This window comes from Crocosphaera sp. Alani8, from assembly GCF_038442745.1.
Classification (GTDB): Bacteria; Cyanobacteriota; Cyanobacteriia; order Cyanobacteriales; family Microcystaceae; genus Crocosphaera.
In genome coordinates this window covers 1-14,746 of sequence record NZ_JARVCN010000035.1, presented here as the reverse complement: position 1 = coordinate 14,746, position 14,746 = coordinate 1, and the positions used below count along the sequence as shown (strand labels likewise).

Genomic DNA, 14,746 nt, shown 5'->3' with positions numbered 1-14,746 from the left:
CATCTATTAGTAAAGGGTTTTATAAGGGGGTTAAAAAGAGCGGATTTGGTATCACTATGAGGTTTGCCTGCTTCTACGGGAGGCTCTAGACATCTTTAACTTTTTCAAAATAGACATCCCGTATCAAGCGATCGCACTTTAACCCATAAGAGATGGAACTACTTGATGATAAAAGTCCCTAGACCTTATTTTAGGTAATTTAAGGTTACTTTACAGAACTAAAACTACTGTTTATCCTCTTATAAGCTCCCTGTCGGACTTGAACCGACGACCTACTCATTACAAGTGAGTTGCTCTACCAACTGAGCTAAGGAAGCAATGGAGAACTGGTTAAAAACCAGCCACTCGGCACTTTATCTAGGTTAAAACTAGATTATTGAAGTAATTATAACATAAACCACAACACAGATTAAGCAATACTATTTTCAATTGCCCAACGTGCTAACTCGGTTCGGTTGTGTAGATTAGTTTTGTTAAGCATATTAGAGACATGACTTTCAATAGTGCGTTGACTAACACTTAGTTTTTCTGCCACGTCTCGGTTAGAAAGTCCCTGAGCAACCAACTGAACTACTTTTGTTTCCGTTGGGGTCAATTCCACATTACTAGGAACTTGAATACGGCTACCTTCATCAAAGGAGATATTAGCTTTGTGACGCATCAAACGGCCTGCTTGTTTGAGGGAAGATTCTACCTGAGCTACTAACTCATCTGGTTCAAAAGGCTTTACCATATAAACGTCAGCCCCTGTGTTAAGTCCTTTGACCCGATCTTGGCTTTGTCCTTTTGCAGAAAGAAACATCACAGGAACCCAATTGGTGCGAGCGTCTTGACGCACCTTTTCAATCAAAGCATAACCATCCATTTCCGGCATCATGACATCGCAAATGATCATATCCGGAACCTGTTTGGTTAATGTGTCTAGAGCTTCTTTACCATTTTCCGCTGTAGTTACTTCATATCCCTGGAATTCTAGATAATCTTTTACCAGCAAAACTAGGTTAGGATCGTCATCAACTAAAAGTAAATGCTTATTATCCTTCTGGGAGCTATCTTTTGAGGGTGCCATATTCTTTTCTCGGGTGAATTTTGATAAGGATTCTGTTTAGAAGTATTTGTGGAGATTAAGACTGTCTTAGTAAGATCTTAATCAATGTTGGCCGTTATAATTGACATTTTATGATGTCTTTAGGTCTTTTGGCTCATCATTGATTTCAATAGACTGGTCTTCAATAGTTTTTAGTTGAGAGTTATTCAAGGGTTCGGGTAAAGTATGGGTACAAAACGCATAGTCTTGTACAATTTGATTGTTAATAAGGTGTTCTTGAATAATACGTTCAATAACGTTTGGGGTTACTTGACGATACCAAACTCCATCGGGATAGACCACAAGTATAGGTCCCTGCATACAAACTCGTAAACAATTGGCTTTGGTGCGAAAAATGCAAGAGGGATTTGCTTCGGTTGCTTTGTCAAGTCCTAGTTCTTTGAGACGACGTTTTAAATAGTCCCATGCTTCTATACTGGCAGCTTTAGAGCAACATTTTGGTTTTGTTTGGTCTGCACAAAGGAACAAATGTTTTTGAATCCGAGTAAGTCCGAGGGTTTGAATCGCTTTGGATAAACTATCTGAGGATTCTACTGGTTTTTTAATATTGGGTGCTATTTCTCCTGAAGTATTGATAACGGGTTGATTCATTTATATTTATTCCAGAAGGATTCATCTTTTATTTTAGGACAGAATGAAATTTCTCGGAAGCATAAAAGCCCGATTTGTGAGAAAATTTATCTTTGTTAAATAGGTTTCAGTAATTCTATTGAGTTGCTTGTATGTTTTACTTTTAAAGTCTCAGTGTTATCCGTTATAAATATCTAAATTTTTCTGACTTTAATAAGGTATCAGAACATTAATTTGAAGGACTTGTTCTCTTGAGTTACCATTTCAAAACAGCCTCATCTGGCCCTTTTTCCCGCCGTATTTTTCCGTCTTTTTCAAACCAATCAATGACTTGTTGATGGGTTAAATCTTCGAGAGAAACATCTAAATCTTGAGCAATTATGGTTAGTAGTCTTAAAGAGGAGATGGTTAGACGAGTTAAGAATTTTTCTGGAGCGGTTAATAAGGCTTTATCCACATCCGCTGATTCTTCGGGGGTTAAAAACTGAGCAGGAGATCCGGTTTGATTCATTTTTGTAATAGTGACTGGCTGGACGCTGATTCTAGCATAGCTTACAGTCTTACATTGTTGAATCTCAAAGCTAAATCCGGTTACTCCTGAATAACTTTGTTGAACCAATTAAGACAAAATCTATTATGATCGCAATTAATAGTTGTCCCAAAGGTATAATCACCTCTGGGTTCCTTGTATATATAAGGTGTGTAGAGAGAATCTATCATGTTAAACCAATCTATAACTAAAAAATTAGTAGTGTTTCTAGCCCTTTTAGGCACTACTGTAGGGTTAGCACCTCTAACCGTAGCTCAATCCATTGATCGAGTGGATAAGGACACTTATCAGAGCAATGAGAGAGATCCCAACGGAGATTTAGGGAATTTTATGAATCCTCTAGACCTCATGCACCGAGCTAATTTAGAGAGAAGTCGTAATGGTAGTGAGTTCGCCGATGATACAAGAACGAATCTGTCTGAAGCAGCTGACTCCTTTCGAGAAGCACAAAGACAACTTCTCGAAGCGCAAGGTGTAGGTAATTCTGCGGATTTTAATAATCAAAACCAACAGCCATAATAGCTGGTGCTATGACTAACTGTGTGAACTTTTTACACAGTTAGTCAACAGGTTAAATATAATCTTTTCCCCGATCGCAGAGAAAAATTCCAACTTAGGTTCGTTAAGCAGCAAAAGTGGTAAAACAAGCAGAAAACCTTTAAAGTAATTGAAGTATTTTTAACAGAATTAATAACCATTATGGAAGAACTTTGGTTTCAACCGTTTATTTGGACTGATTATCGACTCGCAATTGTATTTACGGTTATTATACCTTTAATTTTAACGATTTGGGCTTTACTCAAACAGGTTGATGCTATTGGACGTTTATTAATCATTTATTGGCGTGTGGCTAGTTTACTGTTGATCACAGTGTATTTATTGTCACCCGGTTGGATAGGTGAAAATTCCCCTTTCGAGGCATTTTGTGGACAAATGGGGTTTATTACCGCTTTAGTTGCCCGTATTCTTATTCCAGTATCTTTGTGGTTTTGGGTAGATTTGAACGATGAAATCAAAGATTTACCAGGGAGTTCCCTAAAGTTAATGGTAACTTCCTGGCGTTGGGCAATCACCGTTTATGGTAGTATCGGGGCGATGATTCGTGTACCTTTTCTCTCCTGTGCCATGTCCCCAAGCAGTTTAGAAAACCCCTCTTGTCAAGTTTGGATACAAGCTCCGGTGGGTTATTGGTCTATCGTTCATGGAGATACAACCCCAGCATTTATGGGATTTCTTGGCTTACTGGGATTATCGATCTATGTTCTCTATTTTGCTTATTTTTTATTCATTCGTCTTGGAAAGCAAGGAAGATCGGCCCTAGAACACTAACTGATCTAAGTTCGGTGTTAGGAATTAAATCTTTAATCTGAGGGTTCTTCGGACTCAACCCCATAACTTTGTAAATCGATAATTGCTTTTAAGGAAGCTTGGGTTTTCCCTTCTTTCTTAGTTTTTCCTAGAGCTTCTGTTTCAATGAGAATATTATTTACCCATTCAACTCGACACAAACAGCACCATTGATTGCCCATTGGCCGGTAGGAGTAGGTGGGATTTTTCAGTTTCGCTCGTTGTAATGTGGTGTGTAAATAAGCGATCGTATTGCTCAAGGCCTCTGGAGGAACCGCCGATAAGTCTAGTGGTTCTTCGGTAACAAGGGAAGGCACTGACATCTGGGGTTCTTCCATGACTTGCTCCTCTAAAACAGCCTCATCGATATCTGTTACCTTTTGTAGTCTGTATTCAAGTTTACTTTGTAACCAATAGCAATTAGATTGATGTTTAGCAACCTGTTTGCTGTTCCCCACAGAGGGTTGAATAGTGGTTTGTTGTTCAAATACCGTCCAGAAAGCAAATTGTCCCGAAGTTGTTGTTCTCTCTATATATTCGACGGTAGTTTGGGTCATGGTTGCGGCGATTTGTAAGATTTGAGTTCCTAAAGTGGGTTGTTCTTCTAAAAAGTTTAATAACTGGTCTTTTATCAAAGTTTGATTCTGGAGATTTTCGTATTCTCCAAAAACCAAATAGTATAAATCTGAACCTTTGAGGGTACGATTTTCTAGTCTTTGCTTGGCTTCCGGTACCAATTTGTCTAATTTGGAAACTTTGAGACTATCTTTGAGAATTTGAGAGAATTCTTTATCTGATAGGGTGGGAATAGTCTCTTGTTGGTTAAGAATGGTGACGGTTTTAGCCAGACGTTGTTCTCGAAAATGCTCGTTACGTTTTTCCCTAACTTCTTGTTTTGTTTCGTTGATATGTTGGGCGATGTCCCTTAATTCTTCCAGTTGATAGGGAGATTCTTTGTGTTCAATGAAAACCGCCTTGAGAATGCGATGATTAACATAATCAGCAAAACGACGGATAGGGGAGGTAAAATGGGTATAAGCAGGAAGACAGAGGGCAAAATGTCCAATGACAGCAGGGGAATAGGTAGCAGGATTTAACCAGCTTTGTAGCTTCTGACGAACCAATTCGCGAAGTCCTAAAGTAGTTAAGGTTTCAATTAAAAGTTGGCTTTCTGGTGCAACGGCAGAGGCAGTATGATTACGGTACAAGATAGGTAACTTATGTTGCTCGGCTAAACTAGCTACAGCAGTATTAGCCAACACCATGAATTCTTGGATAATTTGTTGGGAATGGTACAGGGGAGTTTCGATTAATCGCCCTTCCTCGTCCAAAGTAACCCCCCCGATGGTACTTTGTCCAAAAGCCCCTCGATTTTGCCGTTTCCAGGCGAGTTTTTGCGCCCATAGTTCGCAGTAACGTAAGAGTTGGAACAGGGGTTGTGCAGGGTTGTGCAGGGTTTGATCAGCGTTCTCGTAGGAGAATCTTTTGATGCTGGTTAGATGGGTGGATAAGAGTTCGGTTTGCTGGATATTGGCTGACTCATCTAGGGTAACCTGAATAGTAATGGTCCATCGGGGTTCATTTTCTAGCAAGGATAGTTTATCTTCAGATAACTGACGAGGAAACATGGGTTTGTTTCCTGTGGCTAGATAACGGGTTTCCACTGCTAAAAATGCTTGTTGTTCTAATTGGGAGTTGAGGGGAACTAGAGCGGTAACATCGGCAATATGGACGGAAATAACCACTCCTGAGCCACGGGGTTCTATCCACAAAGCATCGTCTAAATCCTTTGAGGTTTCACCATCGATGGTAAACCCTAAAACTGGTTCTCTATCATTGATACTTAAGGGTTCTTCGATCAGTTTATGGATTTCATTGCGAGGAATAGGAGAAGGGGTCATCTAATAGCAGTTTCCAATGGAGTTTACCAATGTTTCGGTTGAGGGAGTGGGGAGAGGACAAAGCTTAAATAAGATTCTTTCTTATATCTATATTAACCTGTGTTTAATGTCTTTTTTGATGCCATTGCCAGGCGTGAGCCACTATATCTTCTAAACTAGAATATTGTGGTTTCCATCCTAAAATTTTAGTCGCTTTCTCTGCGCTACCGACCAAAATGGGGGGATCTCCCAGGCGGCGATCGCCAATCTTTACATTAATGTCTCTTTGGGTCACTTTAATGGCAGTATCAATCACTTCTTGAATAGAAAATCCACTGCCGTTTCCTAAATTAAATACATCGGATTTTCCTCCATTTTGTAAGTATTCTAATCCTAAAAGATGAGCCTGGGCAATATCAAGAACATGAATATAATCTCGAATACAAGTACCATCTGGGGTGGGATAATCTGTGCCAAAAATAGAAATAAATTTTCGTACCCCTAAAGCTGTTAAAAGAACTAAAGGAATTAGATGAGGTTCTGGGTCGTGATCTTCTCCTAGTAACCCTTCCGGATGCGCTCCTGCTGCATTAAAATAGCGGAAACAAACATAGTTAAAATTGTAAGCTTTGGAGAAATCTTTGAGGATTTGCTCTACCATTAATTTACTACCACCATAGGGATTAATTGGTTGCTGGGGATGTTTTTCTGTAATGGGAGAAAATTCAGCTACTCCGTAGGTAGCACAAGTAGAAGAAAAGACTAGTTTATCAATAGAAGCTGCTTTCATAGCTTCTAATAATATGAGGGTATTGGCAACATTATTTCGGTAATATTTTTGCGGGTCTTGAATAGATTCTCCTACATAAGCAAAAGCAGCAAAGTGCATAACTGCATCGATAGAATGTTGTTGAAAAAGATCATCTAATAAAGGGCGATCGCTAATATCTCCCACAATTAATTCTACATTTAAAACTGTTTCAACTAAATCTTGATGACCGTAGATTAAATTATCAAAAACAATTACGTCATAACCGGCATCTTTGAGGGTTAAAACTACGTGGGAGCCAATATAACCTGCTCCTCCCGTTACTAAAATTTTACCTTTATTACTTAATAATGTTTCTAAAAAGTTTAACTGTGCATAATCATCGAGTTCAGCCATTTATTGTGTTTTCTTTAGGTCATAACATTTTTATGTTTTGTGAAGCCTTTCTCGACTAACAAACTCTGGGGATTACAACTATATAACTCATTTCCCGTTTCTTTCAGTTTAGCAAGTATGAAATCAAATTTATCGAAAATTGTTGTTCCTTTGTAAGAAATAGCACTAAAATGGGTTTTCTTTTCCTTCGTTATTTCTGTCGTCCAATCTTGCCAGGAGAAGTTAAGTTTTTCTAGCTCTTCTTGAAAGAAGTAACCTGGGGAATTAAAGTCTACTCCTAATAGCTTAATAGGGAGATTGGGGTATTTTATGGAAATATAATTTAAAACAGTGCTTAAACTTCCGCGATAGTGAAAAAGAGGTTTTTTTAAGGTATCGCTCCATTGATTACCGTCTAACCAGTGTTCGTGGGAAATAAACTCAAAAGAGCATTTTGGGGGGACTAAAAATAGGTTGGAATTTGTTTTCTCTCCATTAAATAGTCGAGAATGAATACTTTTCTCTATACCTAAATATTTATTTTTGATATAAAAAGCTAAGTTTGAAGCACAAAATCTTTGACCAGTGAGAGGGAATCCCATAACCTTCTGATTCAAAATAAAAGTCAAATTTTCTAATTTATTATTGCGACAAACATCAAAAATATATTGTAAAAAACGAACTGTCGATTTGTCATAAGCATCAACAAAATAAACATGAGTGGGTAAAATTTTCGATTTCTGATAGAAAGCCATAAATTTATTAATGGCAATAATCACCTCACAGTTATTAATATAGTCAATTTCTGGTGGTGATAAGTCAAGGATAGAACAACCACTCCCTAAGACAATAACATCCTGATTTTTCATGGTTTTTAAGAAAGTAAAACTGTTAAACTAAACCCGATCGCAAAGCAACGACCGCAGCCTGTACCCGATCATCTACTGCTAATTTATTCATAATACCTCGAACATGGGTTTTAATTGTATTGGTACTTAGATATAAATCTTCAGCAATTTCATTATTACTTTTCCCTTCTACAATTAATTTCAAAACCTCTAATTCCCGTTCCGATAATAAGCTAATATTTTGATTCGGTTCTGGGGTTGGGGGTTTCAAATTATCTAGAACCAACCGTGCGATTTGGGGATCGAGATAGGTTGCTCCGTCTTGAGCTGCCTCGATGGCTGCCAATAACCGCTCCAAACTAGCTCCTTTGATACAATAAGCATCGGCACCACTGGATAAAGCTGCCACTACTTCGGTTTGTAGGGTATGAGACGTGAGCATAACAATGTGGATATCCGGTAACTGTTCTTTGATTTGTTTAGTGGCAGCAATACCGTCTAAACGGGGCAGTCCAATATCCATAACCACTAGATCTGGTTTGAGTTGCAGTGCCTGTTGAACGCCAGTATAGCCGTCTTCTGCTTGTCCTACAATCTCAAAATCAGGATGTTCGCTTAAAGCTTGTTCTAGACCTAGTTGCATCAAGGGGTCGTCTTCGACAATTAAAATTCGCATCAGAATAACCAACTAACAGGGAACTCTATTAACAATATGCCAAAAGTTTAAAAAAATCAGTATTTTTCAAAAAACATCTTCACAGAAACCTGCACTTGTGCTTAAATTCACCCATCTAGGGGAGGTAAAAAGATTGTCTAATTAGGCAATCTTTAAGTTAGAGTGAGAGGGTTAAATTTTATGGCTTCACCTCGTCTTCCCTGGCAATGGTTTTCTATTATGGTCTTCCCAGTGGCCTTAGCTTACTGGGGTAGTGGTTTATTGGCTCACTCAAATGTTAACCCCAATATCGAAGTAGCTCCTCTCTGGCTGCCCACGGGTATCGCTCTAACCGCATTACTGATCTACGGGGAAAAAATTTGGTTAGGTATTCTTCTGAGTGATGCCGTACTAATGTTTAACTTAGGGGCAGAATGGCAACTAATTTTAGGTTCTGCTCTGGGTAGCACTCTCTCTGCTTGGCTAGGGTTTAAATTGTTGCGTTGGGGCAATTTTTCCTGTCGTTTGTCGCGCCTCGATGACGTAACGAGATTGCTATTGTTAGCAGGAATAGTGGCTCCTTGTGTAAATGCAACCTTAACCACCATTGCCTTATTTTCCACAAACTATCTAAACTGGCAGGATTTTGCCTCCCGTTGGTGGATGGTGGAGTTGGGAGACTGTAGTAGTGTTCTGTTGGTCACACCCCTTCTCTTACGAATTTACCTCGATACTGGCGGCTTATTTCGCCTTCATCGCAAACAGCGAGTTCTTGAAGCGATCATCTGCGGAGGACTACTTATCGGGTTGAGTTGGATTGTTTTTTCTGGTCATACCGAACTGGGAATTTTTACGCAAGGAAGTTTGAGTAATGCTCGCTATTGTGAATACATCCCTTTCGCTGTAGTAGTTTGGGCTGCTATTCGCTTCCAAACTTGGGGATCTGTTTTAGGTAGTTTGTCTTTGGCTTTATTGGCGATCGCAGGAACCACTCAAGGAGAGGGTCCGTTTGCCATGGAAATCTTCGGGCAATCTCAAACTCAGACTATTTTACTCTTACAAATGTTTGTTGTAATTGTTAGTGGGACGGCTTTATTATTATCGGCAGCTGTTACGGAAAGACAACAGACAGAACGACAGTTAAGGGCGACTTTGGAAAGGGATCATCTGTTGGCGAAAGTATCTCTAAAAATTCGTCAATCTCTGGATTTACAAAAAATTCTCAAGACAACGGTAACGGAAATCCGTCAGTTAACTCAAGCCGATCGGGTGTTCATTGCTTCTTGGCAAGATGGAGGACTTATTGAGGTGGTGGCTGAGTCCCTTAATGATTACTATCCTAGTCTATTGGGGGGCAATGCTCAGGATGATTTACTAACAGATTTACCCTCTCTTTTTACCCAGGGGCAAACTTTTATTGCTAATGATATTACGGAATTGAATTTATCAGCGAAGGTAGAAGAATATACTCAACGTTATCAGATCAAAGCTGCTATGGTTGTTCCTTTACATCGGGATGGTAAACCCTTGGGTTTATTGGTCGCTCATCAATGTTTGGGAGTCCGTGATTGGCACAAACAAGAGGTAGAATTATTAGAACAATTGGCTGGACAAGTTATGATTGCTATGAGTCAGGCACAACTCTATCAAAAAGTACAACAGTTAAATTGTAATTTAGAAAAACAGGTACAAGAACGCACTTATCAGCTTCAAGAAAAAATTACCGAAGTGCAAAAGTTGCACGATATGAAAGCGGTGTTTTTACAAGCGGTTTCCCACGATTTGCGTACCTCTATTATGGGTCTTCTCATGTTACTCAAGAATCTGGAAAACCGCCCTGGAGATAGTTTAGCTTTATCTCGGTCTATTCTAGATAGGATGATTAATAGTAGTGAGCGTCAATTAACTCTTATTAATGCCCTTTCTGAAGATCATTTTTGTGAAGAACGCCCTTTAATGATTCATTGTAAACCATTGTGTTTATCTAGTTTTCTCCAGGAACTAATTAAAAAATGGCAACCCTTACTACAACAAAACCAAGCTAGTTTGACTTATAATCTTTCTCACAATTTACCTTTGGTTTGTGTGGATAAAGATAAACTTCATCAAGTGTTTGAACATTTGGTTACTAATGCTTTAAAACATAATCCTCCTGGGGTTAATTTAGGTATTGATGTAACAGTTGATAACGGGATGATTCATTGCCGTTTAACGGATAATGGCATAGGAATGGGTGAGCAACAATGCGATCAACTGTTTAAATTATACCTTCGCAGTTTACACGATCGACGTAGAACAGGTATTGGGTTAGGTTCATATCAATGTCGTCAAATTATTGAGGCTCATGGGGGCAAAATTGGGGTAGAAAGTACCCCTGGCAATGGCTGTCAATTTTGGTTTACTCTCCCTGTCGCTACAAATCAACCTTCTGCTGTAGGTTAAACTTTATTGAAGTGCAAAAAGGTTTTTACTTAACCCGGAATAAAGGATAATTTCTTAATTAAATATTAACAAGCTTCCAGGTTAGTAACTTTGCTGTCAAAATAAAAATACAGCAGAACAAAAGTTTAGTTAGGTTATTTTCAGATCAAGATTATGGCAATACTCTTGATCTGAAAATAAAAATAAAGATTGCTGTCGTATATTAAGTTCCCTAATTCTTATGAAGCTTCCTCCTCTTTTAGAAAATCTACGCAACGAGTTAGAAGCAACCCAAAAACTCTATCTGAAAATCACCCCTTCTTTTAATAACAAAATGACTTTGTGGGAGAGTAAGTTTGGTGGAGATCCCTATTTTCCTAAACAGTTAAATTATCCCAAAAGTCCAGAGGGAAATCCTCTAGTGTTATTAGCTCAAATTAATTTTTCTGAAACGTTATTATTAGAGAATTTTCCCCAAGAAGGAATTTTACAGTTTTACATCGATAGCTATCATGATTTATATGGAATGAATGACGAAGATTTAGCTGAGCAAAATTATTTTAGAGTTATTTATTTTAATAAAATTGATTTGAATGAGAACAATTTGATCACTGATTTTAGTTTCTTACCAAGCATAGATGATCCTGATATAATGTTGCCATTTATTGGCAGTTTTTCTTTGACATTTGAACAAAAATATCAACCAATTAGTGGTTATGATTATCGATTAGAAAAGATGATAGAAAATTTTGTCAATGGTACAGAAGAAAAGCCAGATTATTACGATCTTTTGGACGATTATATCGACTTATACGAAGCAGAAGAACATAAACTGGGAGGTTATCCCTTTTTTACTCAAGATGATCCCAGAATGGATTTTGATGAAACTATAGAACCTTACGAGCTATTGTTTCAAATGGTTTCTGATGAAGACGCAGATATTATGTGGGGAGATGTGGGAGTAGGTAACTTTTTTATTCAACCCTCTGCTTTAAAAAAATTAGATTTTAGTCGAGTTATTTATTCTTATGACTGCTGTTAGTTAGTTTTTGGATTAAGATATAGAAAGCTACAGAAATTAGCTCTGATTTTTATTCTAGTGATGTGGAAAATTCTCAACACGAATGATATAATGTAGGTTGTTTGAATTACTATTTTGTTGAGAGTAAATTAAGTTTAAATTAAGCAGGTTTATTGATTCAGGAAATACTTATTATATTTGTAATTAAGGCTCACCCCAAATTTTCTGTAACGTCTTTCACCTACTTAGCCAAATGACTCTTATTGACTCCCACGCTTTCCACAATTTTGCGATCGCTCTTGGTACTTCTCTTTTTGGTTTATTGGTCTTCTGGGCTTTTTGGTACGCCTCAAGGATGGATTAGCGTGTTAAGAGCTACCCATCCTTCTCGGAGTATTTATAAGTGGAGCCGAGCAGAGTCGAACTGCTGTCCAGACTGGGTATTTACCTACCGCTCATTCACAGGCTTAGTCTTTCTAATCCTCAAGACAGGAACCGTTCATTATCCCGAACGGTGGGATGCTCTGGTATAGTCTTAGCTCAACAGCTAACCAGAGGTAGCTATTAAGGGCATCCGTTGGGGTTGGTACCTCCGAGTCCTTAACGGAGTCAGATCAGAGGTAAGCGACTCTATTTGAGAGTTCTACGCAGCTACTGCTACGCGCTTGAAGCTTACGATGTTGTTCGCAGTTACTATTTTTTTGAGCCTTGTATTTGCGAGAGGAGACTCACTCTCGGCCTGAATCACAATTCGGATTTCGCCAACCTGTCGAAGCCGTTGCGGCCCCATGTGGTCTGTCCCAATTATAAACAAAACTATCTACTTTAGCACTGAGTATTTCTACTCCTTCCCCTTTTTCTTCTTCTAAGTTTTGAGTATCTTCAGACAAGAGGGGAATCTGAGAAGTATGCTAAACCTTTACCAATCATCAAGGTATCGTGATTTCGAGTGACCTGATGGTATAAAGAAAAAAGTGCCGTAGATAACGGCTTAAGGAAACGCTCAAACTTAATGACCAACGAACAGAAAAAACAGTTAGAAGCCCAACTTTGGAATATTGCGGACTCCCTACGGGGGAAAATGAATGCCGATGAATTTCGGGATTATTGTCTAGGGTTCATTTTCTATAAGTATTTATCAGAGCGTCAGCATCTTTACGCCAATAAGATTCTCGAAGAGGACGGCCTAGATTTTCTCGATATTGATGAAGATTCCGAGGAAGGAAAAGAATATCTAGAGGCCATTGCCGAGGACTCCATTCATCGATTGGGCTATTTTCTGAAACCCAAAGAATTGTTTAGTTCTCTGGCCAAAAGAGCATTAGGCACAAGTAAAGCTCATGCTGAGAACGTCAAAGAGGAAGATTTTGAGCAGTCTCTATTCATTCTTGATGATCTCACCCAAGTGCTAAACAGCATTGAACGCTCAACAATGGGCAGTGAAAGTGAGGAAGATTTTGACCACCTGTTTGAAGATTTAGACCTGACATCGACCAAATTGGGGCGTACTCCCAAAGATAAAAACGCCCTGATTGCCAAAATCTTAGTTCATCTCGATACCATTGATTTTCGTCTTGAAGATTCCGATAGCGATGTTTTAGGGGACGCTTACGAGTATCTTATCGGAGAATTTGCCAGTGGTGCAGGGAAAAAAGCAGGAGAATTTTATACCCCCCAAGGGGTGTCCAAAGTTCTGGCCAAGATTGTCACTACAGGAAAAGAACGCCTCAAATCGGTGTATGAACCCACCTGTGGCTCAGGATCGTTACTGTTACGGGTGGCCAAAGAGGTGAAATCTGTGGGGGATTACTACGGGCAAGAAATGAACCGCACCACCTATAACCTCGCTCGTATGAACATGATTCTGCACAATGTCCACTATCGGAATTTTAGCTTAAAGCAGGAGGATACCCTAGAGCGTCCCCAACATTTGGGAAAGCGGTTTGAGGCGGTGGTGGCCAATCCCCCATTTTCGGCGAAATGGAGTGCTAATAAGCTGTTTGAGTCAGATGACCGTTTTGCTCAGTATGGGTCATTAGCACCCAAATCTAAGGCGGATTTTGCCTTTGTACAGCACATGATCCACCATTTGGATGATAATGGCATGATGGCGGTGGTGTTGCCTCATGGGGTGTTATTTCGGGGGGCAGCCGAGGGCAGAATACGGAAGTACATTATTAAAGAACGGAATTGGCTGGATGCGGTGATTGGTTTGCCGGCTAATATCTTTTACGGAACCAGTATTCCTACCTGTATTCTGGTGTTAAAAAAGTGTCGGGAACAGCCGGAAGATGTGCTTTTTATCGATGCCAGCGCACATTTTGAAAAGGCGAAAAATCAGAATTATCTGAGGGAACAGGACATTGAAAAAATTGTCACTACCTATGAACAACGGTTAGAGGAAGATAAGTACAGTTACAGCGCATCCTTAGAAGAAATTGAGGAGAATGATTATAATCTCAATATTCCCCGTTATGTGGATACCTTTGAAGAAGAGGAAGAGATTGACCTCAACGCTGTTGCTTTGGAACTTCGCCAAATTGACAAGGATATGGTGGCAATTGACCGAGAACTTTTAGACTTTTGTGATGAGTTGGGGATTGATTCACCTGTATAACAACAGTGTTTAGTTAGGTGAGTGTGGGAAGGGTGGGAAGTGTGGGAGGTGTGGGGAGATTAATCTGTAGGATTCTTTTTGATTTTTGATATACAAAACCGCTAACTTATTAATAAAAATAGAAAAGGAGAGCTAACTATGACTAAGACCATTCAATTTACAACAAAGGTGAATCGAGGAACCATTGTAATTCCTCAAGAATACACAGAGGAGATTCAAGATAATCTAGAAATAGAGGTGATTATTAAGCCTAAAAAAACTCGTTTGATGTATAAACTTTTAGCTAATAGATAACATGGAGAAGAAAGAAAAAAAAGCAGTCCCTGCGTTACGATTTCCTGAGTTTGAGGAAAACTTACAACTTCAATATCTCGGCGACATACTAGATTTTAAGAATGGTATTAATGCTGATAAATCCCAATATGGGCGAGGTAGAAAGTTCATTAATGTATTAGATATTATTAATGATTCCCCTATTGTTTATGATGGGAGCGTGTCACTTTTGCGGGTGGGGTATTAGTTAGCGGACGTTGTCCTACAACTTAGTTGTAACTATCAAGTGCCTGTCAAACTAGATTTTGGGAA

The 14,746-nt window shown here is 39.0% G+C and carries 15 protein-coding genes, 1 tRNA gene and 1 other RNA gene; 8 read left to right on the top strand and 9 right to left on the bottom strand.

The genetic code is table 11. The features are described from left to right. Positions 1-244: 244 nt before the first annotated feature. The 4 genes from P9B04_RS02980 to P9B04_RS02965 form a co-directional block, all read right to left on the bottom strand. Positions 245-317 (bottom strand) — tRNA-Thr (locus P9B04_RS02980). A gap of 92 nt (positions 318-409) precedes the next feature. Continuing rightward, a complete protein-coding gene (locus P9B04_RS02975) occupies positions 410-1,069 on the bottom strand; it encodes a response regulator transcription factor (protein ID WP_342053512.1) in 660 nt (219 codons plus the stop codon). 108 nt (positions 1,070-1,177) lie between these two features. Continuing rightward, the gene (locus P9B04_RS02970; protein WP_342053511.1) at positions 1,178-1,699 is read right to left on the bottom strand and encodes a (2Fe-2S) ferredoxin domain-containing protein; all 522 of its coding nucleotides are present in this window, start codon (positions 1,697-1,699) and stop codon (positions 1,178-1,180) included. 235 nt (positions 1,700-1,934) lie between these two features. Next, positions 1,935-2,189 (bottom strand): hypothetical protein, encoded by a 255-nt coding sequence (locus tag P9B04_RS02965; RefSeq protein ID WP_342053510.1) that lies wholly within the window; start codon positions 2,187-2,189, stop codon positions 1,935-1,937. Between the two features lie 207 nt (positions 2,190-2,396). Between P9B04_RS02965 and P9B04_RS02960 the strand changes: the two genes are divergently transcribed. Next, positions 2,397-2,747 carry a hypothetical protein gene (locus P9B04_RS02960; protein WP_342053509.1) on the top strand — a complete coding sequence of 117 codons (351 nt, stop codon included), beginning with the start codon at positions 2,397-2,399 and terminating at the stop codon, positions 2,745-2,747. A 180-nt stretch (positions 2,748-2,927) separates the two neighbouring features. Next, complete coding sequence (locus tag P9B04_RS02955; RefSeq protein WP_342053508.1) at positions 2,928-3,557, top strand: DUF3177 family protein; 630 nt, start codon at positions 2,928-2,930, stop codon at positions 3,555-3,557. 32 nt (positions 3,558-3,589) lie between these two features. Here the strand turns inward: P9B04_RS02955 and P9B04_RS02950 are convergent, their stop codons facing one another. The 4 genes from P9B04_RS02950 to P9B04_RS02935 form a co-directional block, all read right to left on the bottom strand. Next, complete coding sequence (locus tag P9B04_RS02950) at positions 3,590-5,476, bottom strand: RNB domain-containing ribonuclease (RefSeq protein ID WP_342053507.1); 1,887 nt, start codon at positions 5,474-5,476, stop codon at positions 3,590-3,592. A gap of 103 nt (positions 5,477-5,579) precedes the next feature. Beyond that, positions 5,580-6,620: a UDP-glucose 4-epimerase GalE gene (gene galE / locus P9B04_RS02945; protein ID WP_342053506.1), complete on the bottom strand. Its 1,041-nt coding sequence runs from the start codon at positions 6,618-6,620 to the stop codon at positions 5,580-5,582. 14 nt (positions 6,621-6,634) lie between these two features. Further along, a complete protein-coding gene (locus P9B04_RS02940; RefSeq protein ID WP_342053505.1) occupies positions 6,635-7,468 on the bottom strand; it encodes a hypothetical protein in 834 nt (277 codons plus the stop codon). Between the two features lie 22 nt (positions 7,469-7,490). Next, complete coding sequence (locus P9B04_RS02935; RefSeq protein WP_342053504.1) at positions 7,491-8,123, bottom strand: response regulator transcription factor; 633 nt, start codon at positions 8,121-8,123, stop codon at positions 7,491-7,493. 180 nt (positions 8,124-8,303) lie between these two features. On the opposite strand from P9B04_RS02935, the gene P9B04_RS02930 reads away from it, so the two are divergent. The 3 genes from P9B04_RS02930 to P9B04_RS02920 all read left to right on the top strand — a co-directional run bounded on the left by P9B04_RS02930 (position 8,304) and on the right by P9B04_RS02920 (position 11,908). Then, positions 8,304-10,544 (top strand): MASE1 domain-containing protein, encoded by a 2,241-nt coding sequence (locus tag P9B04_RS02930; RefSeq protein ID WP_342053503.1) that lies wholly within the window; start codon positions 8,304-8,306, stop codon positions 10,542-10,544. Between the two features lie 220 nt (positions 10,545-10,764). Next, positions 10,765-11,565 carry a YwqG family protein gene (locus tag P9B04_RS02925; RefSeq protein WP_342053502.1) on the top strand — a complete coding sequence of 267 codons (801 nt, stop codon included), beginning with the start codon at positions 10,765-10,767 and terminating at the stop codon, positions 11,563-11,565. A gap of 232 nt (positions 11,566-11,797) precedes the next feature. After that, positions 11,798-11,908 (top strand): delta-aminolevulinic acid dehydratase, encoded by a 111-nt coding sequence (locus tag P9B04_RS02920; protein ID WP_342053501.1) that lies wholly within the window; start codon positions 11,798-11,800, stop codon positions 11,906-11,908. 37 nt (positions 11,909-11,945) lie between these two features. Here the strand turns inward: P9B04_RS02920 and ssrA are convergent. Next, positions 11,946-12,332: a transfer-messenger RNA gene (gene ssrA / locus P9B04_RS02915) on the bottom strand. A 224-nt stretch (positions 12,333-12,556) separates the two neighbouring features. Between ssrA and P9B04_RS02910 the strand changes: the two genes are divergently transcribed. The 3 genes from P9B04_RS02910 to P9B04_RS02900 all read left to right on the top strand — a co-directional run bounded on the left by P9B04_RS02910 (position 12,557) and on the right by P9B04_RS02900 (position 14,681). After that, the gene (locus tag P9B04_RS02910; protein WP_342053500.1) at positions 12,557-14,161 is read left to right on the top strand and encodes a type I restriction-modification system subunit M; all 1,605 of its coding nucleotides are present in this window, start codon (positions 12,557-12,559) and stop codon (positions 14,159-14,161) included. A gap of 138 nt (positions 14,162-14,299) precedes the next feature. Next, on the top strand, positions 14,300-14,455 hold the full coding sequence (locus P9B04_RS02905) for a hypothetical protein (protein ID WP_342053499.1): 156 nt from the start codon (positions 14,300-14,302) through the stop codon (positions 14,453-14,455). A gap of 1 nt (position 14,456) precedes the next feature. Next, the gene (locus P9B04_RS02900) at positions 14,457-14,681 is read left to right on the top strand and encodes a hypothetical protein (RefSeq protein ID WP_342053498.1); all 225 of its coding nucleotides are present in this window, start codon (positions 14,457-14,459) and stop codon (positions 14,679-14,681) included. Positions 14,682-14,746 lie beyond the last annotated feature (65 nt).